The 25556-nt window shown below is 42.8% G+C and carries 20 protein-coding genes; 18 read left to right on the forward strand and 2 right to left on the reverse strand.

Going from position 1 to position 25556, the window contains the following annotated elements; translation table 11 throughout:
* Positions 1 to 52: 52 nt before the first annotated feature.
* The 17 genes from ACNURT_RS06930 (at position 53) to ACNURT_RS07010 (ending at position 21668) form a co-directional block, all read left to right on the forward strand.
* Positions 53 to 1270 carry a PepSY-associated TM helix domain-containing protein gene (locus ACNURT_RS06930; RefSeq protein WP_419701119.1) on the forward strand — a complete coding sequence of 406 codons (1218 nt, stop codon included), beginning with the start codon at positions 53 to 55 and terminating at the stop codon, positions 1268 to 1270.
* A 510-nt stretch (positions 1271 to 1780) separates the two neighbouring features.
* Complete coding sequence (locus tag ACNURT_RS06935; RefSeq protein WP_419701120.1) at positions 1781 to 3439, forward strand: vitamin K epoxide reductase family protein; 1659 nt, start codon at positions 1781 to 1783, stop codon at positions 3437 to 3439.
* A gap of 217 nt (positions 3440 to 3656) precedes the next feature.
* Positions 3657 to 4121, forward strand: coding sequence for a division/cell wall cluster transcriptional repressor MraZ (locus ACNURT_RS06940; protein ID WP_419701121.1), 465 nt, complete (start codon positions 3657 to 3659; stop codon positions 4119 to 4121).
* Positions 4114 to 5016: a 16S rRNA (cytosine(1402)-N(4))-methyltransferase RsmH gene (rsmH, locus tag ACNURT_RS06945; protein ID WP_419701122.1), complete on the forward strand. Its 903-nt coding sequence runs from the start codon at positions 4114 to 4116 to the stop codon at positions 5014 to 5016. Before ACNURT_RS06940 ends, rsmH begins: the two co-directional genes overlap by 8 nt.
* Complete coding sequence (locus tag ACNURT_RS06950) at positions 5013 to 5426, forward strand: FtsL-like putative cell division protein (RefSeq protein WP_370993855.1); 414 nt, start codon at positions 5013 to 5015, stop codon at positions 5424 to 5426. Before rsmH ends, ACNURT_RS06950 begins: the two co-directional genes overlap by 4 nt.
* Positions 5416 to 7527: a penicillin-binding protein gene (locus ACNURT_RS06955; RefSeq protein WP_419701123.1), complete on the forward strand. Its 2112-nt coding sequence runs from the start codon at positions 5416 to 5418 to the stop codon at positions 7525 to 7527. Before ACNURT_RS06950 ends, ACNURT_RS06955 begins: the two co-directional genes overlap by 11 nt.
* On the forward strand, positions 7524 to 8984 hold the full coding sequence (locus tag ACNURT_RS06960; protein ID WP_419701124.1) for a UDP-N-acetylmuramoyl-L-alanyl-D-glutamate--2,6-diaminopimelate ligase: 1461 nt from the start codon (positions 7524 to 7526) through the stop codon (positions 8982 to 8984). The genes ACNURT_RS06955 and ACNURT_RS06960 overlap by 4 nt, the downstream gene beginning before the upstream one ends.
* A gap of 213 nt (positions 8985 to 9197) precedes the next feature.
* Complete coding sequence (mraY, locus tag ACNURT_RS06965; protein WP_370993852.1) at positions 9198 to 10439, forward strand: phospho-N-acetylmuramoyl-pentapeptide-transferase; 1242 nt, start codon at positions 9198 to 9200, stop codon at positions 10437 to 10439.
* A 77-nt stretch (positions 10440 to 10516) separates the two neighbouring features.
* Positions 10517 to 11899, forward strand: a complete 1383-nt coding sequence (gene murD, locus ACNURT_RS06970) for a UDP-N-acetylmuramoyl-L-alanine--D-glutamate ligase (RefSeq protein ID WP_419701125.1) — start codon at positions 10517 to 10519, stop codon at positions 11897 to 11899.
* Positions 11900 to 11956: 57 nt separating this feature from the next.
* Complete coding sequence (locus tag ACNURT_RS06975) at positions 11957 to 12298, forward strand: four helix bundle protein (protein ID WP_419701126.1); 342 nt, start codon at positions 11957 to 11959, stop codon at positions 12296 to 12298.
* A gap of 51 nt (positions 12299 to 12349) precedes the next feature.
* Positions 12350 to 13495, forward strand: coding sequence for an FtsW/RodA/SpoVE family cell cycle protein (locus tag ACNURT_RS06980; protein WP_419701127.1), 1146 nt, complete (start codon positions 12350 to 12352; stop codon positions 13493 to 13495).
* 130 nt (positions 13496 to 13625) lie between these two features.
* The gene (gene murG / locus ACNURT_RS06985) at positions 13626 to 14735 is read left to right on the forward strand and encodes an undecaprenyldiphospho-muramoylpentapeptide beta-N-acetylglucosaminyltransferase (RefSeq protein ID WP_419701128.1); all 1110 of its coding nucleotides are present in this window, start codon (positions 13626 to 13628) and stop codon (positions 14733 to 14735) included.
* A gap of 55 nt (positions 14736 to 14790) precedes the next feature.
* Positions 14791 to 16149 carry a UDP-N-acetylmuramate--L-alanine ligase gene (gene murC, locus ACNURT_RS06990; RefSeq protein WP_419701129.1) on the forward strand — a complete coding sequence of 453 codons (1359 nt, stop codon included), beginning with the start codon at positions 14791 to 14793 and terminating at the stop codon, positions 16147 to 16149.
* The gene (locus ACNURT_RS06995) at positions 16142 to 17008 is read left to right on the forward strand and encodes a cell division protein FtsQ/DivIB (RefSeq protein ID WP_419701130.1); all 867 of its coding nucleotides are present in this window, start codon (positions 16142 to 16144) and stop codon (positions 17006 to 17008) included. Before murC ends, ACNURT_RS06995 begins: the two co-directional genes overlap by 8 nt.
* 4 nt (positions 17009 to 17012) lie before the next feature.
* Positions 17013 to 18353, forward strand: coding sequence for a cell division protein FtsA (ftsA, locus tag ACNURT_RS07000; RefSeq protein ID WP_090473201.1), 1341 nt, complete (start codon positions 17013 to 17015; stop codon positions 18351 to 18353).
* A gap of 202 nt (positions 18354 to 18555) precedes the next feature.
* Complete coding sequence (gene ftsZ, locus ACNURT_RS07005) at positions 18556 to 20163, forward strand: cell division protein FtsZ (RefSeq protein ID WP_419701131.1); 1608 nt, start codon at positions 18556 to 18558, stop codon at positions 20161 to 20163.
* Positions 20164 to 20423: 260 nt separating this feature from the next.
* Entirely contained in the window at positions 20424 to 21668 is a 1245-nt protein-coding gene (locus ACNURT_RS07010) for an aminotransferase class I/II-fold pyridoxal phosphate-dependent enzyme (RefSeq protein ID WP_419701132.1), read from the forward strand.
* A 208-nt stretch (positions 21669 to 21876) separates the two neighbouring features.
* Here the strand turns inward: ACNURT_RS07010 and ACNURT_RS07015 are convergent, their stop codons facing one another.
* Positions 21877 to 22926 carry a LacI family DNA-binding transcriptional regulator gene (locus ACNURT_RS07015; protein ID WP_419701133.1) on the reverse strand — a complete coding sequence of 350 codons (1050 nt, stop codon included), beginning with the start codon at positions 22924 to 22926 and terminating at the stop codon, positions 21877 to 21879.
* Between the two features lie 172 nt (positions 22927 to 23098).
* Between ACNURT_RS07015 and ACNURT_RS07020 the strand changes: the two genes are divergently transcribed.
* Positions 23099 to 23878 carry a heparin lyase I family protein gene (locus tag ACNURT_RS07020; protein WP_419701134.1) on the forward strand — a complete coding sequence of 260 codons (780 nt, stop codon included), beginning with the start codon at positions 23099 to 23101 and terminating at the stop codon, positions 23876 to 23878.
* Positions 23879 to 24075: 197 nt separating this feature from the next.
* Here the strand turns inward: ACNURT_RS07020 and ACNURT_RS07025 are convergent, their stop codons facing one another.
* A complete protein-coding gene (locus ACNURT_RS07025) occupies positions 24076 to 25527 on the reverse strand; it encodes an IS1182 family transposase (RefSeq protein ID WP_419698415.1) in 1452 nt (483 codons plus the stop codon).
* Between the last annotated feature and the right edge of the window lie 29 nt (positions 25528 to 25556).

Consider the following 25556-nt stretch of genomic DNA (forward strand, 5'->3'; position numbering starts at 1 on the left):
ACACAAAAACCGGCTATGCTTTTGCATACCGGTTTTTGCAGATACAGCAGCTATGAAGGTTTTTTTTCGCACAATACATCTTTACCTGAGCCTGGCGGCTGGTATTATCATTTTTTGCTCGTGCTTTACCGGTACTATGCTGGTTTTTGAAAAGGAGATACAGCATACGCTTAATCCGCAGCGTTATTATGTAAAACCAGCAGGAACAAGGATGGCTTTGACGTATCTGATACCAGGAGCTTTAAAACAAGTGCCTAAGGCGAAGCTTTCATCGGTTATGGTTTATAATAACCCGGAGCGCGCTATAGAAATAGCAGTAATAGTTCCGGAAAAGAAGAACAAAAAAAGCGATGGGGCACCTGTGCCGGAAACCGACAAGGAGAAAAAAGCAGAGAGCCATGATCCTAAGAAACCAAAGGCAGATGAGCGATCTAACCTCACGCTTTTTGTAAATCCCTACACCGGGCAGGTGATCGGGCAATATAATCGTCGCCAAACCTTTATGTATAAGGTCGAGATGTTTCACCGGTATTTGCTGGGTGCTAAAAATAGCATTGGTGATTGGATAGTATCTTTATCTACGCTTTTTTTCCTGTTTATATTAATTACCGGGGTAGTGTTGTGGTGGCCCAAAACAAAGAAGATCATGAAGCATCGCCTCAAAATTAAATGGGATGGCAGTGCCAAAAGATTAACACATGACCTGCATATAGTCACCGGATTTTATACCTCTGTGTTTTTAATTGTGGTGGTGCTAACCGGCCTGGTTATGACCTTTAAATGGGCTAATGTCACCTTGTTCGCGTTAACCGGTTCAAAAGTAGTGGGTAAGGAGCTGCCTAAACAACCCCTGTCTGTATATAAAGCCGGTGCCATTGCCTTATCTGCCGACGCAGTTTTAACTGGTATGGGTAAAACAATAGCCACTGCAGATTATTACAGTGTTCGTCTGCCACGCGATTCTTCCGGCACATACTCCGTTACCGTTTGGCCAAATGAACTGGTCGAAACAGTGTCAGATATTTATTATGTCGATCAATACAGCGGCCGCCTGGCTGGCTCTCTTACATTCGCTTCAAAAAGTTTGGGACAGCGTGTTAGAGCATTTGTGAAACCGGTGCATACCGGGGCAGTGTATGGTTTGCCAACTCAAATAATCAGTTTCGTTGTTTGTGCATTATCGCTCATATTCCCGGTAACCGGCGTAATGATGTGGCTAAACCGTACCAGAAAAAAGAAACCCCACGCAAAGACCCTGGTCGTAGCTTAATCGGCTATGCATTTATTTGCCTGATCTGATTTTTACAATAGCGAACGATTAGTAATTCCTTTATAAAAGAATACTCTTTGGATGAGCAGCAGCATTCTGCGTTTGTTGCTAAATATAAGCGCGCCTGTTTCCCAGACAGGTTGAACCCTGCATTATTAAATAAGCAAACTCCGGTATTTGACCAATATTTTAGGTTTAGTTATTGTATCATATTATTTAAGAATAAATAGTAAGATATCTTTTTTATTATATTTTTTTTAATGAACTTTCCATATATGTTTTCAGACCAATTGTTTGATGAAATATAAGCTGGAAAATACTTGTTTTAAAGTAAAGCACGGAGATGGTTATTGGGTTGAAAGTATAAAAAATTGATATTTCTCTGTTATAGAGGCGCTTTTTAATAATTAACATAAATGAAATAAGGTTCTATAATTTCCTATTCTAAGCAGTTGGATATATAAATGTTTATTAACTAATCAAGCCTAAAACCATTAACATACGCTCATTATGCTTTCTATTTTTGAATCTAAAACCAATGGTCCGGAAGCTGCAAAACGCTTGCTCGACCTGTTGCATGTTAAAGTCACCACAACAACGCTAACCCGGGAAATAGAAGAACATCCGGATTATCCGAGCCTGTTGAGCATAAGTGATGTTTTAAACAGTCATGGTGTTGAAAATATGGGGATAAGGGTTGACCCTCAGAAATTAGAAGAGCTCCCCTGTCCCTTTATTACCCAGGTAAAGGGGGTGAAGGGAGGAGCCGAATTTTTTACTGTTGTAAGAGAGGTAAGCAAAAATACCATCCACTTCTTTGAACAGGAAAAAAATCAATGGACCTCACTTGCTAAAGAAGACTTTTTAAAGAGGTGGTCGGGAGTGGCATTATTGGCCGAGGCTAAAGATGATGCAGGTGAGAAGGATTACAACAAAAAGATAAAAGAAGAAAACAGAAAAAATATCATCCAATATCTGAGTGCGTTTTGCATCCCTGTTATAGCAATTATTGCCGGGTTAATGGCCTTAGGGCAATCAGGAACAAATGCCTTGCTTCCCTTTGCTTTTTCTTTGTTAACCCTGGCGGGAGCTATTACGGGGGCGTTATTACTTTGGTATGAACTGGATCAGCATAATCCAGTATTACAGCAGATTTGCAGTGCAGGTAAAAAGGTAAACTGTGGAGCTATATTACAATCTAAAGCTGCAAAAATTGCAGGCATAAGCTGGAGCGCAATAGGTTTTAGTTATTTCATGGGCATATTATTGTTGTCGCTGTTTTCGGGCGTCACCAATCCGGCTGTTTTGTTTGTAGCATCCTGGTTAAATGTAATAGCTGTACCTTATGTAGTATTCTCTATTTATTATCAATGGCGTATAGCCAAACAATGGTGTGTGTTATGCTTATGTGTGCAAGGGCTATTGGTTTTGCAACTGGCAACTACACTTACAGGTGGTTGGCATACTTTGTTATCGCTTAGTGCCATTGAACCTGGATTGATCATCTCAACAGTAACTGCGCTTGTTATTCCATTTATAGTTGTCACTTTGTTAATACCGGCTTTTCAAAAAGCTAAAGAGAGTAAACGAACCAGTAACGAATTACAAAAGCTAAAACATAACCAGGAAATATTTGAAGCATTACTTCAAAAGCAAAAGATGCTGACTAATGTCCCTGGTGATCTTGGGATAACTTTGGGTAACCCTAACGGTGCTTATAAACTGATTAAAGTTTGTAACCCTTATTGCGGCCCTTGTGCTAAAGCACATCAGCCCATGGAAGACCTGCTGGAGAATAATCCGGATGTACGGATACAGATCTTATTTACAGCCACAAATAGCGACGGGGACATGAAGGCTCCGCCTGTAAAACATTTGTTAGCTATCGCTGAAAAAAATGAAGAATCTATTGTAAAACGAGCTTTGGATGACTGGTACCTGGCCGAAAAGAAAGACTATGAGGTGTTTGCCGCTAAATACCCGATGAATGGAGAATTGAAACAACAAAATGCTAAAGTAGAGGCCATGAAAAACTGGTGTGATACCACAGGAATAGAATTTACACCTACTTTTTTTGTTTCTATGCCAAGTGAGAGCAATGAAACAGTATATTATCAATTACCTTCTATATATAGCGTGGTTGATTTAAAATATTTTTTTGCGGTGTAAGATGAATATTCAATGATGATTTTGAATGCCCAGATGTTGTAGAGATCAGCAATAAAAATAACTAATTTTTAGAATCCGGCGTCCGCCGGATTTTTTTGTTTTTATAGGTATAGCGAAATATCCTCCAAAAATGTTGAAAACTTTTTGGTGGTAGAAAGTGGTAGAAAGTGGTAAAAGTACCTTACTTTTACTCATTGAATCATGCCATAGTCTCAAAATGTCCTATTTAACCGGTGAATTTGAATGTAAGCTGGATCCTAAATCAAGGATGATGATACCTGCTGGGCTCAAAAAAAAGCTTCCTGAAGCTGAAACTGAAGGCCTGGTGATCAATCGCGGATTCAAAAACTACCTGGTTATTTATACTAAAACAGAGTGGGACAAACGGCTTGATGAACTGAGCAAACTTAACGAATACGAGGAAGATAACATAGAGTTTATCAGATATTTCACCCGTGGCGCTACCGAGCTTACCCTTGATGCTGCCGGCAGGGTGTTGTTGCCAAAGTTTTTGCTGGATTATGCAGGTATAAAAAATGATGTAGTACTGGCCTGTCAGTTAAATAAAATTGAGGTTTGGGATGCCGGGGCACATAAAGCCGCGTTCTCCCATGAGCCGCAAAACTTTAGCGCGCTGGCGCAACGGGTTATGGGTAATAAAGCAAGGAGGGGTGATGAGTGAGTATCATGTACCGGTTATGCTCAATGAATGTATTGAGGGGCTTGCCATTAAAAAGGACGGCACTTATGTGGATGTTACTTTTGGTGGTGGTGGTCACTCGCGTGAAATATTAAAGCACCTGGGGCCCAAAGGTACTTTGCTGGCTTTTGATCAGGATGCCGATGCGCAGCAGAATTTAATTGATGATAAGCGTTTTGTGTTTGTTGATCAAAACTTTCGTTATCTCAAAAACTTTTGCCGTTTACATGGCGCTATCCCGGTTGATGGGATACTGGCCGATCTGGGTGTTTCGTCCTATCAGTTTGATCAGGCTGAACGGGGTTTCTCGATCAGGTTTGATGCTGAGCTGGATATGCGCATGAATCAATTGGGTGAGCTCACTGCTAAGGATGTAGTTAATAATTACACCGTTGCCGAGCTGCACCGCATTTTTGGTATTTACGGCGAAATACAAAACGCGAAATCGCTGGCCGAAACCATCGCGACAGCCCGTTTAAATGCGCCGATAGTAACCATTGCCGATTTAAAAAACGCGATCAGTAACCGGATCCCCCGGGGTAAGGAAAATAAATACCTGGCGCAGGTGTTCCAGGCGTTGCGGATTGAGGTTAACCAGGAACTGGAAGCATTGAAGGAGTTTTTGGTTCAATCGGCAGAAGTATTAGCTGTTGGCGGCAGATTGGTGGTAATGTCATACCATTCGCTGGAAGACAGGCTGGTGAAAAACTTCATCGCCAAAGGCAAATTCAGCGGCGAGGTGGAGAAGGATTTTTATGGTAATAATAATAAACCATTAGATGCGATAAGCCGTGGGGCTATAACAGCATCAGATGAGGAAATAAAGAATAATAACAGGGCAAGGAGCGCTAAATTAAGGATAGCTGTAAAAAAATGACTAATCGTTTACGTACAGAAATTCAGGAAGAGGAATTGGAACAGGATATTATCGTGGAGGAAAAACCTGCACGGGAAATTCCTGATAATTTTTTTACCCAATTTTTTACCAAAGGCTTTATCTCAAAAGAAAAAGCCACCGGTGCCTTGCCGTTTGTGATGTATATAGCCTTTTTAGGCATGATGTACATTGGCAATATGCACCTTGCCGAAAAAACCATACGTGACATTGATGATATCAGCAAAGAGGTAAAAGAACGTAGCTGGGATTATAAAACGGCCAAAGCCGATATGGCCTTTAAAAGTACATTAACAGAAGTGGCTAAACGTGCCGATACCCTGGGGGTAAGGCAGTCTGTGGAGCCGCCGCAAAAAATAACAGTAAAGGAGGAGGATCAGGATGGGAATTAGAACCAACATTCTGTTGCGGGTATATATCGCTTTCGGGCTGATATTGCTTTTTGCTTTTGCTGTAGTAGTGCAGTTATGCCGCGTGCAATTTGTACAGGGCAAAAAATGGAAAGATATGGCGGCCAGTCTTTCGGCGCAATATCAAACCGTTGAGGCTGCCCGTGGGAATATTTTTTCTGTAGATGGTAGTCTTTTAGCTACCTCTGTTCCGGAGTATGAGCTGCATATGGATATGCTGGCCGGCGGTATTGCCGAGGACAGTGTGTTTAATGATAATATTGATCAGCTGGCTGTGAACCTGTCAAAAATGTATAACGACAGACCGGCCCGCGAATATTCCAGGATATTTCGTGATGCTCGCAAGGAAGGTTCGCGTTACCAGCTGCTAAGGCGAAGGGTGAGTTATCAGGAGCTGAAAAAGATCAAAGAGTTCCCGATCTTCAAAAAAAGGAAGACCAGAAACTGTTTGATTGTGCTGCAGCAGAACAAGCGTATACGACCGTTTCACTCGCTGGCTGCTCGTACTATTGGATATAAAAATGAGAATGTTAAAAATGCTGTAGGCCTGGAGGGGGCCTATTCGTCTTATATCAATGGCGAGAATGGCCGCAGGTTAATGCAGCGCATTCCCGGTGGAACATGGATGCCTGTTGATGATGATGATGAGATAGCCGCTAAAGATGGCGCCGATATCATATCAACCATCAATGTGAATTTTCAGGATGTGGCGCAGGATGCTTTAATGAAACAGTTGATCAAAAGCGAGGCCGACCATGGTTGTGTGGTATTAATGGAAGTAGCCACAGGCGAGGTGCGGGCTATAGCCAACTTTACCCGTACCAAAAATGGTGATTACGAAGAACGGATGAACTATGCTATCAGTAACGCTATTGACCCGGGTTCAACCTTTAAGCTGGCATCATACATGACCTTGCTTGATCAGCATAAGATAGATACCAGCACTATTGTTAATGCGGAAGGCGGTAAGTATAAATTCCCGAAGGGGCCAACCATCACCGATACCGAGCATGATAATTATGAAATGAGTGTTAAACGGGCGTTTGAAGAATCATCAAACGTAGCGGCAGCTAAACTGGTTACCAGGTACTATAGTGGTAATCCATGGGAGTATATCAATAAGCTGTACAGCTATCACTTAAATGAAAAGCTACAGCTGCAAATACCTGGCGAAGGTAGGCCGGTGATCAAAAATCCGTCAAACCGCAGCTGGAACAAAAATTACACCCTGCCCGAAATGGCCTATGGTTACGAAATGAATTTAACGCCATTGCAGATGCTGGCATTTTATAACTCGGTACCTAATAACGGTAAGCTGATAGCGCCCATTTTTGTACGCGAAATACGCCGCCTGGGTAATCCTATTGAGCAATTCCAGGCACGGGTTATTAATGAGCAGGTATGCTCAGATGTTACCATAGGTAAATTGAAGGGTATGTTAGAGGGTGTAGTACTTAATGGTACGGGTAAAAATGTAATTAAAAACAAGCTTTACAGCGTTGCTGGTAAAACCGGTACGGCGCAAATAGCTGACGGCCGGAAAGGTTATACTGCTCATAAAACATACCAGGCTTCATTTTGCGGTTATTTCCCGGCCGATCATCCTAAATATTCGATGATTGTGGTGATCAATAACCCAACAAAAGGTAATTACCTGGCAGCCCTGGTGGCAGGTCCGGTTTTCAGGGAAGTGGCCGATAGGGTTTATGCCAATGATATGGAAATAAACCAAAGCCCGGCAACACATTTGGTGGGTAATACCAGTTTGCCAAAAGTAAAACAGGGTAATTTAAAAGCATTAAAAAAGGTGTATACCAAATTGGGTGTAAAGCCACTGTATGCTTCGGCAAATGCCGATGCAAATGGTGTTGATACCAGCAATGGGATCCCTTTTGAGGAAGTAAAATATAAAAATGGCACTGTACCGGCTGTAACAGGTATGGGTCTGAGCGATGCCCTGTATGTATTGGGTAACGCGGGTTATAAAGTAACGGTACGCGGCAGCGGAGTGGTAACCACACAATCGGTTACCGGCGGCAGCCTCATACCCAAAGGATCACGAATAACAATTGAATTACAATGAGGTATTTAAGTGATATATTGGAAGGATTGGCTTTTACTGAATTGCAGGGAAGCGCTGATGTGGAAATTACGTCTGTAACCTTTGATTCGCGCAAAGTTGAGCCCGGTTCATTGTTTGTTGCTGTAAAAGGCACGCTGGTTGATGGCCATGACTATATTGATCAGGCTATTAAAAGCGGCGCCATAGCTGTTATTTGTGAAGATCTGCCCGCACGTACTGTTGCAGAGGTTGACTTTTTGATGGTAGCCGATTCTGGCAAAGCTTTAAGTATTGTTGCAGCCAATTTTTATGGCCGTCCGTCTGAACAGCTTAAGCTGGTGGGAGTAACCGGTACCAACGGCAAAACTACGGTAGCTACTTTGTTATACCAGTTGTTTCGCGATCTGGGTTATAAATGCGGATTACTGTCAACCGTCGAAAATCAGATCAATGATACCGTGATCCCATCAACTCATACCACTCCAGATCCTATTGAGCTGAATAGCCTGCTGGCCGAGATGGTAGAGCAGGGGTGTGATTACTGTTTTATGGAAGTAAGTTCGCACGCTATAGCGCAGCACCGTATTGCCAATCTGGTGTTTTCGGGTGGGATATTCACCAATCTGACGCATGATCATTTAGATTATCATAAAACGTTCGACAGTTATCTGAAAGCTAAAAAAGCATTTTTTGATGGCTTGCCGAAAGCGGCCTTCGCGTTGACCAACAGTGATGATAAAAATGGGAACGTGATGCTGCAAAACACCCAGGCCCACAAAAAAAGTTACGGATTAAAATCAATGGCCGATTATAAGGCCCGTATCCTGGAAAATCAATTTGATGGCTTACTACTGCATATTGATAACGAAGAGGTTTGGTTTAAAATGGTAGGCACGTTTAACGCTTACAACCTGCTGGCTGTTTATGCCACAGCCATGCTGCTTGATCAGGACAAGGCCAAAGTATTAACAAGTTTAAGCAAACTGACCGGCGCCGAAGGCCGATTTGAATATATAGTAGCACCCAATAAGGTGATAGGTATTGTTGATTATGCCCACACACCTGATGCCGTGCAAAATGTGTTAAGCACTATTCACGATATCCGCAAGGGTAACGAAAAAGTGATCACCGTAATTGGCTGTGGCGGCGACAGGGACAAAACCAAACGCCCTATCATGGCCCGTGTAGCCAGCGAATGGAGTGATAAGGTAATAATGACTGCTGATAATCCGCGGTCGGAAGATCCTGGACAGATCATCAAAGATATGGAGGAGGGGGTCGACCCGGCTTTCAAAAGACACACGGTAAGCATAGTTGACCGGCGGGAAGCCATTAAAACTGCATGTATGCTGGCCAATCCTGGCGATATTATACTGGTTGCTGGCAAAGGACACGAAAAATACCAGGAAATAAAAGGAGTGAAAAATCACTTCGATGACATGGAAGAGTTGGAAGAGCAGTTTAAATTAATGTCATAGATGTGCAGATTTCAGATGTGCAAATGTGCAGATGAGAATGAAAAATGAATGGATTGAATAATGAAAAAATAAGGAAGATAATTTCATCAACCAATTAATATAAATAAACAAGTAAAAGTAATCAAGCAATAAAACCGCAAGTATGCATATCTAAAATCTGCAAATACATCATTTGCACATTCGAGATCTGCACATCTGCATATTGAAAAAAGGATGTTATATTATTTATTTACATATCTAAGTAAAAACTACAGTATTCCGGGGGCAGGGGTATTTCAGTATATCACTTTCCGTACGGCTATGGCTGTAATAACATCGTTGCTGATCACCACGGTTTATGGTCGTAGGCTGATTGATTATCTACGTTTTAAACAAGTGGGCGAAACAGTGCGGAACCTGGGTTTGGAAGGGCAAATGCAAAAATCAGGTACGCCTACCATGGGTGGTATCATTATTTTATTAGGCATCCTGATCCCAACGTTACTGTTTGCCAAATTGGGTAACGTATATATTGTCCTGATGCTGATCACCACGGTGTGGCTGGGAGCTATCGGTTTTCTGGATGATTATATTAAAGTTTTCAGAAAAAATAAAGAGGGCCTGGCAGGCAGGTTTAAGATCATCGGGCAGGTAGGGCTTTCGCTCATCATCGGCTGGACAATGTATTTCAATACCGACATTGTGATCAGGCAGGAAGTGAAGCTACCCGTAAAGGTTGATGCCCCAGTTGAGTTCCATATGAAAAGGGATGTACCAGTTTATACGCAGGATGTGCGGTCGACAAAAACCACCATGCCTTTTTATAAGAACAACGAGTTTGACTATGCCAAAGTACTGAAATTCCTGGGACCCGGTTATGAGCAATACGGGTTGGTGGTGTTCCTGTTCTTTGTCATATTGATCATCACTTTTATATCAAACGGAGCAAATATTACCGATGGTATCGATGGCTTGGCAACAGGTACCTCGGCTATTATAGGCATTACGCTGGCTATACTGGCATATGTATCGGGTAACATTGCCATGGCCGATTACCTCAATATTATGTTTTTACCCAACTCGGGCGAGCTGGTAATATTTGCCGGTGCTTTTGTGGGGGCTTGCGTGGGCTTTTTATGGTACAACTCCTATCCGGCGCAAGTGTTTATGGGCGATACGGGTAGTTTGGCCATCGGTGGCATCATAGCTGTTTTTGCTATTGTGATACGCAAGGAACTATTACTCCCGGTGCTGTGCGGTGTATTCCTGATTGAGAATATATCAGTTATTATGCAGGTTGGCTGGTTCAAATACACCAAGAAAAGATCGGGCGAGGGCAGGCGGATATTTTTAATGGCGCCGCTGCATCACCATTACCAGAAAAAAGGGTTCCATGAAGCCAAGATCGTAACCCGCTTCTGGATCATTGGGATCCTGCTGGCTATTATTACGATCATAACATTGAAGCTGAGATAACCCCCTAACCCCCTGAAGGGGGAACAATAGTAGAGATCGAAGAAATAAAGTAAAGAAAGAGAAGAATAAGACAAGAAATGAACGATAACAAAAACATAGCCAATCAAAAGCACCCCCTTCAGGGGGCGGGGGGGGTTGTTGTGCTCGGCGCAGGCGAAAGCGGTGTGGGGGCGGCATACCTTGCCCAACAGCAGGGTTATGATGTTTTTGTTTCGGATTTTGGGGCTATTGCCGATAATTATAAGAAGCAGCTGCAGGACTGGAAGATCCGCTTTGAAGAGAACCAGCATACCGAGGCAGAAATATTAGCTGCAGTTGAAGTGATTAAAAGTCCGGGGATACCGGAGAAAGCGCCTATTGTTAAAAAGTTACGTGAAAAAGGCATCCCTGTTATTTCAGAGATAGAATTTGCAGGCAGGTATTGCGATGCAAAGATTATCGGCATCACAGGCTCAAACGGGAAAACCACTACCACCAGCTTAACTTACCACATCCTTAAAAACGCGGGATTAAATGTGGGTTTGGCGGGCAATATTGGTAAAAGTTTTGCTTACCAGGTGGCTACGGAGAAATTTGAATATTATGTGTTGGAGCTAAGCAGCTTTATGCTGGATGATATGTACAGGTTTAAGGTTGACATTGCTGTTTTGCTCAATATTACGCCTGATCATTTAGACAGGTATGATTACAAGCTGGAAAACTACGCGGCATCAAAATTCCGTGTTACGCAAAATCAAACCTCGGCCGATTATTTTATTTATTGTGCCGATGATCCGGAAACCATCAAAGGAATGGCCGGGCGTACGTTTGAAGCGCAGCAGTTACCCTTTTCAATTGAAACTACGATTAAACCGGGAGCATATCTCGAAAACGACAATATTGTCATCAACACACAACAAGAACATTTTCAAATGTCAATTAAAGAATTAGCCCTGCAGGGTAAGCACAACATTTACAACTCCATGGCATCAGGTATTGTTGCAAAAGTGCTCGAATTGCGCAATGAATCGATGAGGGAGAGTATGGGCAGCTTTAAAAATATCGAGCACAGACTGGAGTCGGTTGGTAAAATATCCGGTATCAGCTTTATTAATGACTCTAAAGCTACCAACGTAAATTCAACCTGGTATGCATTGGAAAGCATGACAACTGATGTAGTGTTGATCCTTGGTGGTGTTGACAAGGGCAATGACTATAGTATGTTGAAACAACTGGTAAAGCAGAAGGTAAAAGCTATTGTGTGTTTAGGCAAGGATAACAAACGTATCCATGATGCTTTTGAAGATGATGTGGAAGTGATCGTGAACACAGGCTCGGCACAAGAGGCCGCGCAGGTGGCGTTTCACCTGGCCGAAAAAGGCGATACCGTATTGTTATCACCGGCATGCGCCAGTTTTGATCTGTTTAAAAATTATGAAGATCGAGGCAATCAATTTAAAGCCGCGGTAAGGGAATTATAATCTCAGATGTGCAGATGTGCGAATATGCAGATGTGCAAATGAAAAAAATGAGTATTAATGAATGAAAAGCCGAATTTGATTGTTGATTTAACCTTCAATTTTTCTTTAAAGATTATAGCATTTACAGAAGTGCTTGAATCACAAAAAAGATTTAATCTGGCTAATCAACTGTTTAGAAGTGGTACATCAATAGGAGCTAATATCAAGGAAGCACAAGGAGCAGAAAGTAAAACTGATTTTAGGCACAAATGTAAAATAGCATACAAAGAAGCACAGGAAACAGAATATTGGTTAATGCTATGCAAGAATGCAGAAAATTATCCATTTGAAGAGGAACTGTACGATTATATAAAATCAATAATAAAAGTATTAGGAAAAATAATTTCATCAACACATTAAAAAAATATCTGCACATCTGCACATTCGCATATCTGCACATACATGAATCATATGCACAGGATACTCAGTAATACAAAAGGCGACCGCTGGATATGGCTTATAGTCATATTGCTTTCTGTTATATCCCTGTTGGCGGTATACAGTTCAACCGGTACGCTGGCTTATAAACGTGGCGTTGGGGTGGAGTCGATCCTGATGAAACACCTGGCTATGGTGGTGGGTGGTATCGCGCTGATGTATATCTCGCACAAGCTCGACTATCGTTACTATGCCGGTATCTCCAAGATCATGATGATCGTAACTATCCCGTTATTACTATATACTCTGGTATTTGGTAGCCACATCAATAACGCCAGCCGTTGGATCAATATCCCGGTGATAGGCCTCAGCTTTCAGACATCCGATTTGGCTAAGCTGGCTTTGATCACCTACCTGGCGCGTACACTATCGCGCAAGCAGGAAAATATTAAGGATGTTAAAGAATCCTTCCTGCCTATTATGGGTTCTGTTTGCCTGGTATTTATACTCATAGCGCTGGCCAACCTTTCAACAGCGTTGATGCTGTTTGGGGTAAGTATTTTACTGTTGATCATCGGTCGTATCAGCATTAAACAAATAGCGGTGGTTTGTGCGGCTGGGTTTATATTATTAATGGGTGTTTTGTTTTTGGGGCCACGCCGGCACATGTATGCTACCCGTGTAAGTACATTCCTGCATCCCGAACAGGCTAAGCCCGATAAGTCGTTCCAATCAGATCATGCCAAGATAGCTATCGCGAGCGGCGGAATATTTGGCAAAGGCCCGGGTAACAGTACTGAAAGAAATTATCTGCCAGAGTCCTACTCCGACGAAATATACGCCATTATTATTGAGGAGTATGGACTTGTAGGCGGGTTTGCCTTAATAGGCATTTACTTGTTTTTACTATACAGATGCATAAAAATCGTGACGAAGGCTCCAAAGGCATTTGGAGCGTTATTGGCCTGCGGCTTAAGTTTTAGCTTAACTATACAGGCATTTGCAAATATGGCGGTGGCTGTAGGTTTGGGTCCTGTAACCGGGGTGCCTTTACCATTTGTGAGTATGGGTGGTACATCGATATTATTTACCAGTGTGGCGTTTGGTATCATATTATCCGTTAGCCGTGATATTGAGGAACCCAAAAAAGTAGTGGTAGGAGAGATCAGGACGGCATAAGGTTAATTAGTGAATTATTGATTTAGTGAATTAGTGAGTTACGGTTTTAGAGTTTAGAATTTACTATTTAGAATTTAGTTTTTAGAGTTTAGAATTTACTATTTAGAATTAGTTTTTAGAGTTTAAAAAAATGGCAAAGAGAATAATCATAAGCGGTGGCGGAACAGGAGGACATATCTTCCCGGCTATTGCTATTGCCAATGCTTTAAAAAATATTGATCCGGCTATCGAGATATTGTTTGTGGGCGCTAACGGGCGCATGGAGATGGAAAAAGTTCCGGCAGCTGGTTATAAGATCATTGGTCTGGATATTCAGGGTATACAACGTAAATCACTTTGGAAAAACGTGATGTTCCCCATCAAACTAATGAACAGTGTGCGCCGGGCGCTTAAAATTATTAAGGATTTTAAACCCGACGCGGCGGTTGGTGTTGGAGGTTATGCTTCGGGGCCGTTATTGTATGCTGCTTCGCTGAAAAATATACCCTACCTCATACAGGAGCAAAACTCCTATGCAGGTATCACCAATAAGTGGCTGGGTAAAAACGCTCAGAAAATATGTGTGGCCTTTGATGGCATGGATAAGTTTTTTCCTGCCGAAAAAATTATTAAAACAGGTAACCCCATCCGTCGTGATTCGGTGAACGTGGCTGGTAAGCATATGCAGGCGCTGGAGCTGTTTAAGCTTTCGGCATTTAAAAAAACAGTATTAATAACCGGTGGAAGCCTTGGTGCACGTACGCTAAATAACAGCATAGCCCTTGGTTTAGATAAATTGATTGCTGCCGATGTGCAGGTAATATGGCAAACCGGCAAGTTCTATTATAAACAGATCATTGAAAAATTAGGTGAAGACCATCACCCTGATGTGAAGATCAGGGAGTTTTTAACCCGTATGGATCTGGCTTATGCCGCTGCCGATATCATTATATCACGCGCCGGCGCAGGTACCATTGCCGAGTTGTGCATGGTTAAAAAGCCGGTGATCCTGGTGCCTTCGCCTAATGTGGCCGAAGATCATCAGACTAAAAACGCACTGGCACTGGTAGAGGAAGATGCGGCAATTTTTCTGGCCGACAGGGATGCCGAAGAAAAGCTGGTTGATAAAGCAATTGAATTATTAAACGACAGAAATTTACAAAAGAAACTGGGTACTAATATTGGCAAAATGGCTATGCCTGATGCTGACGAGGTTATAGCACACGAATTATTAAAAATAACAATAAACAACAACAATTAAAATTATGGTCCTCCTTCTCCCCAAAAAGAGGAGGGCCTTTTTTAAAATTAAAACAATGGAACTGCATAACATCAAAAGAGTTTACCTTATAGGTATAGGCGGCATCGGGATGAGCGGCCTGGCTCGTTATTTCCATCATTTAGGGTGTGTTGTTTGTGGTTATGATAAAACGTCGACTGACCTGACCAACGATTTGCATAATGAAGGTATACGGATCATTTTTGATGACCGGGCCGATTGGATCCCGATGAGTTTTCAGCAACTCAGCAATGATACCTTGATTATTTATACGCCGGCCGTTCCTAAGGATTCGATTATATTAAACTATTTTAAAAATAAGGGATTTGAGTTGTTCAAACGCTCACAGGTTTTGGGTTTGATCAGTAAAAGCTCCTTTACCATAGCGGTAGCCGGCACGCACGGTAAAACTACCACATCAACCATGGTAGCGCATATCCTGAAAGATTCTGGTAACGATTGCTCGGCATTTTTGGGTGGTATATCATCCAATTACCAAAGCAATGTGCTGTATGGTAAAAACAATGTGATGGTGGTAGAGGCTGATGAATACGACCGTTCGTTCCTTACTCTGTTTCCGGATGTGGCTATCATCACATCGATGGATGCCGATCACCTGGATATTTATGGCGATCATGCTCATTTAACCGAATCGTTCCAACTGTTTGCCTCGCAGATCAAAAGCGGCGGCACACTGGTGCATAAAAAGGGATTGCCTTTGGATACCGGTTATACCTACGCGCTTAGTGATGCTGCTGCCGATGCACATGCGGCTAACGTACGTATCGAGAACGGCGATTTTTATTTCGATTTCATCAATGCTGATGTTACTATCCCAAACATCAGGATGGGTATAGCCGGCACGCATAATGTGGAGAACGCGGTTGCAGCTATTGAGGCTGTTTTGCGGTTGGATGTCGATACAGAGGCTATAAAAAGTGCGCTTGGATCATTCAGGGGTGTTAAACGCCGGTTTGAATATATTGTAAAAACACCACAGCATATTTATATTGATGATTATGCGCATCACCCTGAGGAATTAAGGGCATGCATATCCTCAGTAAAAAAACTGTATCCTGAAAAAAAATTGACCACCATTTTTCAGCCCCATTTATATACCCGCACACGTGATTTTGCCGAAGGCTTTGCCGAGGTGCTGGATATGGTTGACGAATTGATCATGCTGGATATTTATCCGGCACGTGAATTGCCTATTGAGGGCGTTAATTCAGAAATGCTGCTGAACAGGATGGAGCTGCAAAATAAACGGAAACTGAGCAGACAGGAAGCGCTGAATGCGGTAGCCCATGAAAAGCCCGAATTATTACTGACCGTAGGCGCCGGTGATATTGATACTTTGGTAAACGCTTTAAAAGAAATATTGAGCAATGAATAGAAAACTCATTTGGAAGCGTGTGTTGATCATTTCTGCCTGGGTGGTTTGCCTGGGTGGCCTCATCGCGCTCATGAGTTTTATTGAAATAAAAAAGGCCGGTGTTATTTGCACGGCCGTAAAAGTGAATATCCCCGGCAGTCAGTATTTTATTGATAAGCAGGAGGTAGACCAGATCTTGCAAACCAGCAGTCATACACTAATAGGGCGCAAACTGGAAGGAATAGATATACAGGACCTGGAAAATAAGCTCAGAGCGAATCCATTTATTGAATTTGCCAAGGTTTATACGGAGATGGATGGTGTCCTACGTGTCGAAGTAAGTCAGCGCCAGCCAATACTGCGTATCATGAACCATTATGATATGGATTTTTATGTTGATCAGCATGGTTTAAAGATCCCATTGTCGCCAAACTTTACCGCCAGGGTACTGGTGGCCAATGGTTTTATAGACGAGCTGTTTACCAACCATGTGGACTCTTTGCATACCAAATTGGCCAAGGACTTGTTCCTGGCCGCCGATTATATCCGCAAGGACTCCTTATGGGACGCGCAGATAGCACAGCTGTATGTTAATAAAGACCATGAAATTGAACTGATCCCGCGTGTAGGGAGCCAAAGAATATTGATCGGTAATGCCGATTCGCTGCAGGTGAAATTTGCAAACCTGATAGCGTTTTATAAACAGGTATTGCCAAAGGTGGGCTGGGATAAATACAGCACTATAAATATAAAATACTCCGGCCAGGTGGTTGGTATTAAAAATGAAAATATGAAAGCAGATTCGATCAAAGCAAGTAAGGCCAAAAGCCTGAAGCCCGATTCTGCAAAAATGGAAAAGGATACATCTCAAATAAATTAGGAATATGGACAAAAGCTCAACTCAAGACAAAAGTTCGCCAATTGTAGTAGGATTGGATATCGGGACGACTAAAATATGCGCCATTGTTGGGCGCAGGAGCAAGAACGGGAAGATTGAGGTATTAGGAATTGGCAAGGCCGAATCTGCGGGTGTTACCCGTGGTATGGTATCAAATATTGATAAAACAGTACAAGGGATCTCTCAGGCCGTTGATGTGGCCGGGGCGCAATCCAATGTAGATATCAAAGTGGTATTTGTGGGTATTGCAGGTCAGCATATCAAAAGCCTGCAGCACCGGGGATTGATAACCCGTCGTGACTTGCAATCAGAAATTGGCCGTAAGGATATCGATAAACTCATTGAGGATATGTACAACCTGGTGATGCCTCCGGGCGAGGAGATCATCCACGTGTTGCCGCAGGAGTTTACGGTAGATAACGAGCCGGGTATCAAAGACCCGATCGGTATGGCAGGTGTGCGTCTGGAAGCAAATTTCCACATCATATCCGGCCAGGTTACGGCTATTAAAAACATTGTGAAATGTGTTAATAAGGCCAGCCTGGATAGCCAGGACCTGATCCTGGAGCCATTAGCTTCTTCCGAATCGGTATTGAGCGAAGAGGAAAAAGAAGCAGGTGTGGTGCTGGTAGATATTGGTGGTGGTACTACCGACGTGGCCATATTCCACGAAGGTATTATCCGTCATACCGCGGTGATCCCATTTGGTGGTAACAGCGTAACTGAAGATATCCGCGAGGGTTGTTCGGTAATGCGTAACATAGCCGAGCAGTTAAAAGTAAGGTTTGGATCGGCCCTGGCTGATGAAAATAAAGAGAACGAAATAGTTTGTGTACCCGGTTTACGTGGTCGCGAGCCAAAAGAGATCTCTGTAAAAAACCTGGCTTACGTGATACAGGCCCGTATGGAAGAAATTGTAGAGCATGTATACTACGAGATCAAATCATCAGGTTACGAGAAAAAACTGATAGCAGGTATCGTTATAACCGGTGGCGGCGCGCAATTGAAACACTTACGTCAACTGGTAGAGTTTGTTACCGGGCTTGATTGCCGTGTAGGTTACCCAACCGAGCACCTGGCCAAAAACGAAGTGCTGCCAAAAAATATTTATGAGGAGCTGCAGAGCCCGACCTTTGCAACAGGCATTGGTTTGCTGATAAAAGGTATCCAGAAAACGGAGTACATGACCGCGGCGCCTGCAACAGATACAAGAACAGAAAAACCAAAATACGAGCCCAAAAAAGAAGGTGGTTTGTTTGACAGATTGCTGAAAAAAAGCATCACGTTTATAAAGGATGATATAAATGATGAGGACTTTTTGAAATAGATGAATAGTGAATGGAGAGTAGTGAGTAGTTAGTAGTGCCATGCTACTCACCATTCACTGCTCACCACTCACAAAATTATTCACATAACGCAACTTTTCCACATTATTGACAATTGTGGAAAACCTTTGTGGAAAAAGTACTATTATTACGATGGTAAAATCTAAATATTGGTTGAATCACATATAGCTGAAAACGAAGATTATGCAGTTTGAGATGTTAAAAGAAAAATCGTCAATCATCAAAGTAATTGGTGTTGGCGGTGGCGGCGGTAACGCGGTGAACCATATGTACAGGCAGGGAATTACCGGTGTTGACTTTATAATTTGCAACACTGATGCCCAGGCGCTGGAGTTAAGTCCTATACCTAACAAGGTACAGTTGGGCGCAAGTCTTACTGAAGGGATGGGTGCCGGTTCAATACCCGAGGTGGGCAAAAACTCAGCTATTGAGAATATCGACGATATTAAGCAGATGCTGGGTGTTAATACCAAAATGTTGTTTATTACAGCAGGTATGGGCGGTGGTACCGGTACAGGCGCAAGCCCTATCATTGCCAAAGCGGCCCGCGAAATGGATATATTAACGGTAGGTATTATTACCACTCCGTTTTCATTTGAAGGTAAACGCCGTAAAATGCAGGCCGACGCCGGTTTGGAAGAGCTGAAAAAATACGTCGATTCATTCCTGGTGATATCAAACGACAGGTTACGCCAGATCTTCGGCAACTTAACCATGAGCTCTGCTTTTGCACAAGCCGATAATATATTAACAACTGCCGCTAAAGGCATAGCCGAGATCATAACCTTACCGGGTTATATCAACGTTGACTTTAAGGATGTGCGCACCGTAATGAAAGATAGCGGTGTATCCATCATGGGCAGCTGCTCTGCCGAAGGCGAGAACCGTGCTTTAAAAGCGGTTGAAGGTGCGCTGGCATCACCGTTGTTAAAAGATAATGAGATTGAAGGTGCACGATATATATTGCTCAACATCAGCTCTGGTATACATGAAGTAACCATGGACGAGGTGAGCATCATTACCGATTACATACAGGAAGAAGCCGGCTTAGCTGCCGACCTGATATGGGGTAATTGCGTGGATGATAACCTGGGCGACCAACTATCGGTTACCATCATAGCTACCGGTTTCCAAACCAAGGATGAGCGCGAAAAAGAGAACAGTAACAAAAAGATCATTTCTATGCTGGAGCCTGAGGCTAAACCTTTGGTAAAACCGGTAAATGAATTTATCAACCCGGTTAATAAAGCCACTGCTACAGCCGAGCCTTATATTAAACCAAAGGACGAGCCAAAACAAACAGGCTTGTTTGATATGTTTGCCGCGGGCCGTTCTGAAGAAAAAGAAGAAGTGGTGATGAGGTATAATCTGGATGAAGAGGAAGCTGAGGAAGATAACGAACAGGATACCGCGGGCTTTACCTTTAAAATGAGTGAACCGGAATCATACGCGCCTGTTAAAGAAGAAAGAATGCCCGAGCCACCGGCTCCCGCTCCAGAACCGGAGCCTGTGGTAGGTGCCGATGATCATAAAACAAATGAATCTATCGAGGAGCAGCTGAAAAAATCGCGCGAGCGTATCATGAGGTTGAAGGACCTGAGCATGAAACTGCGCAGCGGTAACATACAGGAACTGGAAAATGTACCGGCCTACAAACGCAAGGAAATAGCGCTGCAGGAAACCCCGCAGTCTGACGAAAGCCAGATCTCCAGGTTTAGCCTGATGCCGGATAACGAGGGTAATACCGAGATCCGCAAGAACAACTCTTTCCTGCATGATAATGCTGATTAAGGAGCAAGGATAAAGAGATAAAGGAACAAGGACTGAAAACCACAACAATAAAGACAGGAAAGTTATCACAAGAAAAATCTTCAGATAACTTTCCTGTTCTTGTTTAAAACAAATTCGATTCTTGTCCTTATTCCTTGTTCCAATAATCCTCGCTCCTTCCACTCAGTTATAACCTATTCTAAAAAGTTATAACTATTGCTGCGAACTGAATAAACGGCTATATTTGTATTTTAAAATACTATCTACAAAAGCATACTATTTTGGATTTATTTGATAAAATAACAAAAAACTCTGGCGGCCCCATCGGTCAGCACCAAAAATGGTCGCACAGTTATTTTACATTCCCTAAGTTGGAAGGAGAGATCGGCCCGCACATGCAGTTCAATGGCAAAGAGCATTTGATCTGGAGCCTGAACAATTACCTGGGTTTGGCCAATCACCCCGAAGTAAGGGAAGCCGACGCAAAAGCCGCTGCCGATTATGGTATGGCTTACCCTATGGGAGCGCGTATGATGTCTGGTAATTCCATCCATCACGAAGAGCTGGAAAACAACCTGGCATCTTTTGTAGGTAAAGAAGCTGCCTTTTTATTGAACTATGGTTACCAGGGTATGGTATCCATTATAGATGCGCTGGTTGACAGGAACGATGTTATTGTTTATGATGCCGAATCACACGCTTGTATCATTGACGGTGTGCGCCTGCATATGGGCAAACGTTTTGTTTATCAGCATAACGATGTAGAAAGCTGTGAAAAGCAACTGGAACGTGCTACCCGTCTGGCCGAGCAAACCGGCGGTGGTATCCTGCTGATCACCGAAGGTGTTTTTGGGATGTCGGGCGTTCAGGGCAAGCTGAAAGAAATTATAGAACTTAAAAAGAAATACGATTTTCGTTTATTGGTTGATGACGCGCATGGTTTTGGAACCATGGGTAAAACCGGTGCCGGTACGCACGAAGAGCAAGGCTGCATTGATGGTGTTGATGTGTACTTCGCCACTTTTGCTAAATCCATGGCTGGCATTGGCGCTTTTGTAGCTGCCGATGAGCAGATAGTTCATTTCCTGCGTTATAATATGCGGTCACAAACTTTTGCCAAGGCATTGCCAATGCCAATGGTAATAGGCTTAAAAAAGCGCTTTGAACTATTAAAATCAAAACCTGAGTTACGCGAAAAGCTATGGCTCATTGCCTCAACCCTCCAAAAGGGTTTAAAAGAGCGTGGTTTTGACCTAGGCGCCAGCAATACTATGGTTACCCCTGTGTTTTTAAAAGGCGACCTGTTTGAAGCTACCAGTCTTACCCGCGATCTGCGCGAAAACTACGGTATCTTTTGTTCCATTGTGATCTATCCGGTTATCCCTAAAGGATTGATCGTACTGCGTATCATACCAACCGCCGCCCATTCTTTAGAGGATGTACAACGCACGTTAGACGCCTATAGCGAAATGGCTGAAAAACTAAAGTCAGGTTACTACAAAGAGAACAAACTGGAAATAGCTTGATATATATTTATTAATAAAACAGAAAAGGTCACAAGAAATTGTGACCTTTTCTGCTACTAAAATATTGTCATTGCGAGGAGGAGGAACGACGAAGACAACCGACCGCAGGGAGCTCATTAATACCGTAAAAAACGAACACAACATTAATAATCTCTTTGCTATACAGAGAAATCATGCAGGACTGAAATTGGGCTCTGTAGAGATCGCGTTATTGATTAGGGTTTTTCAAAATGCTCGATTGCCTGATAGCCAAATTCGTTTTTAATATTTCTTTTATATATCCGCTGCCAGGATCAGTAGCCTGTTTTAAGAAAATATCAGCTGCGGCCACGCCAATTTCAAATGCTGGTTGTGCAACAGTTGTTAGGGGAGGATCAATAACCGTAGCAGTAGGGTCATCATTAAAACCAACAACCGCGATGTCATGCGGTATGTTTATCCCCTTTTGCTTTAAGGTAAGCATCACACCGATAGCCACCGGATCGCAAACCGCAAATATGGCATCGACGGAAACCTGATCACTGAGCATTTTTTCCGTCGTGGCTACTCCCTGGGTTCTTTCAAAACCACATTCATAGATCAACTCGTTATTTATGGGGATATGATGCTTTTTCAAAGCGTCTTTGTATCCCTGCAATCGGTTTTGTGCCAGTGCAATATTTAATGGCCCGGCAAAGTGGGCTATCCTTTTGCAGCCCTGCTCAATCAAATGCTCTACTATTTTAAAGGCACCTTCATAGTCATCAACCGATACGCTGTTGCTTTGAATACCGGCGGGCAATCGATCGAAGAAAATCAGGGGAATATTCTTGTTCAAAAACGACTGAAAATGATCCATGTTGACGGTTTCTTTTGAAACGGACACGATCAGTCCATCTACCTTGGCCGATAATAATGTTTTGGATACGATCACCTCTCTTTCGTACAACTCGTGCGATTGGCAAATGATCACTTTATAACCTGCTTTATAGGCCACATCCTCAATCCCGGCTATTACCGTCGAAAAAAAGTAATGCGATAAGATAGGGACGATGACCCCTATGGTTTTGGTTGATTTTTTAAACAAGCTGGCAGCAATGGCATTGGGCTGGTAATTATATTTTTCGGCCAGTTCCTGTACAGCTTTCTTGGTAGCCGCACCAATGGAGTGATGGTTCTGCAGCGCCCGTGATACCGTACTTTTAGAAACGTTTAATTCGTTTGCTATGTCAATTAAAGTAATTTCCTTATTTAATTTATAACGATCCTCTATGCTCATGCTTACCTTGTATGTGTATTCTGGAAAATCATCTAATTTATCATTATTCCCGCTATAAATAATCTTTCTGACACACAATAAATTGCAATAAAAATTCTTTTGTGAATTAATTTTATATATTTACACAACCGGTTGCGTAACATATTATAAACCATCTATAAACTAAAGAAGAATGAGAAAAATTCAACTAATGGCAACTGCCTTGGGGGCAGGTTGCGTGCTACTGCTATCTCAATGCACCAAAGATGTAAAAACCAATTCCACAGGTAATGGAGATGTTGCTGCACAAACCAATGGAAAATTGTCCACCATGTCGCTGTTATTTAACGGTGATGCATCTCTCGGCTCAGGCAATGTATGGAAGGACGTGAATATTGAGGGCTCAGGTGCCATGACAACCGTGAATGATGAAACCAACACCCTGTGCTGGCAATTTACCAAACCGGCAGGCAGTCATCGTACCGAAGGTCATGGTGCCAAAAACTACCAGGCACAAATTGGCTCAGAGTTTTACATCGGCTGGACAGACAAACTGTATATGCCTGCCTCGTTAAAAACGGATGCGGTATTCCAGTGGAAATCATATCCTACCAGTACTACAGCTAATCATCCTTTAATGCTGCGCACCAATAATGGGAATCTGGAGCTGCAATACTTTGATATTAATCACGTGGCCAGCGTTCCCTGGTCAATCCCGCTTGCTGTAAGTACCTGGCAATCCTTTGTCTTACGCATAAAGTTATCAGATAGCGCCACCGATGGCTATATTGAATTATGGTATAACGGGGTAAAACAAACGTTTACTAATAGTAGTCAGCGTTACTACTGCCGTACTTTCGACAGCGACTACTGCGATCCAAAATGGGGCGTATATGGCGGCGATGCTTCACAGGCAACCCATATTGTTAAAAAGATACGTATTGGCACAAGCTACGCAGATGTAGCTCAATAACCACAAAAAGAAGCCCTGGTTTACGAGGGCACTGAAAAAGTAATACAATAATAAAGATCACTAAAGGCGATCAAGAGAAAGGCAACTTTTACTTGGTCGCTTTTTTTGTTTTGATTATTTTGCGGAGGTAATTCATTGAGGCTGATATGGGCCAATTTTGGTGCTGGAGGATGGCTAATCATCTCTGTTCAAGGGTTTTAAGCTATCAGTTTGATGATCCTTTTCAGATTGACTGTGAAGATAGCCAATGCACCCTGCATCTGCATATTTTCAATGCCATAGGCTATCGCCCGGTCGTAACCATGAACGTTTTTTAGCTCACTGTTCTTGGCTTCGATCTTATATCTGTGTTTGATGCCCGCTTTATATTCTTCCGTTTCCTGGAAAGCCATTTGCCCAAGGTGTGTGTCTGATTTGATACTGACCGAATAAGTCTTCGTTTTTGCCCCGGGTTTATAACAGTTTTCTCTCAATGGGCAGACTTTGCATTTTTCAACATCAAAGTAATAGGTATGTACTTGATTCGTACCGGTGTGTTTTTTGCCTCCGCGCGATTTCCTAATGGATAGGTGCCCTGCCGGGCAGACGAACATATCAGCATCTTTGTTGAAATCGAACTTGTCTTCTTCTTTTCTGCCCCCCTGAGTGATGGATGGGTTTAGTTTAGCCACCATCTTGATATCTTGTTCGCCTGTCATTTCAAGATTTTCTTTTCCCGAATAAGCCGAATCGCCGATGATCGTTTCTACTTCAATGCCATTTTGCTGGCTGATCTTCAAAAGTTTGGAAAGTTCCGGGCCGTCTCCCTTTTCACCAGATGTGACCACCGCAGCGGTAATAATGCGTTCTTCGGTCATCGCCAAATGGGTCTTGTAACCAAAGAAAGAGCTATCAGCCGATTTGTGGCCTGTTTTGGCATCCTTGTCTTTGGATAACGTATAGTGCTCCTGCGTATCTGCCACCGTCTCCTTCAACAGGTTCAGCTTTTCTTTTACCGCAGGTATCTGGCTTAACGGCCCATCGGCTTCAATATACTTTTCCAATGCACTACAATAGGCCAGTTCTTTTTCCAATTCGCCCGTGGTGTTCTTTTCCGGCATACCGGCCTTCATATCTTCATCTATGGCATACACCGCTTTGCGGAGCAGCTTTGAACGCTCCCGTAATACCTCCAATGCTGAATAGGGATTTGACCTTGACAGGGAATGCGTGGCATCGACGATAATGGACTTGGAACGGATGATCCCTTTTTCAATGGCTATTGCGACTGTTTTATTGATGAGCAGGTTTAACAGATCATTATCCTTTAGTCGCAGCTTTCTAAACTTGGTCAATGAACTGGGATCGATAACCCCTTCCTCGGGCGACATATCCAGGAAATATTTGAAGGACATATCATACTGCGAACGTTCCACCACATCAACATCTGAAACGGTGTAGACCGTTTTCAATAGCAGATATTTGAACATCCGTACAGGACTTTCTGCTGTCCTGCCATTATTAATGCAATACTTACTAACCAGTTCATCATAGATAAAGGTAAAATCGACCAGGTCATTGATCTTCCGCAAAAGATTGTCTTTCGGAACGATCAGATCGTATAACCCTGAATATGCACTGAACTGGATCTGCTGTTGTTGAATAAGCATCTTGGTATCTTTCTTTCGACACTTTAAGA

The sequence above is a fragment of the Mucilaginibacter sp. NFX135 genome, assembly GCF_048565145.1.
In the GTDB taxonomy this organism is placed as follows: Bacteria; Bacteroidota; Bacteroidia; order Sphingobacteriales; family Sphingobacteriaceae; genus Mucilaginibacter.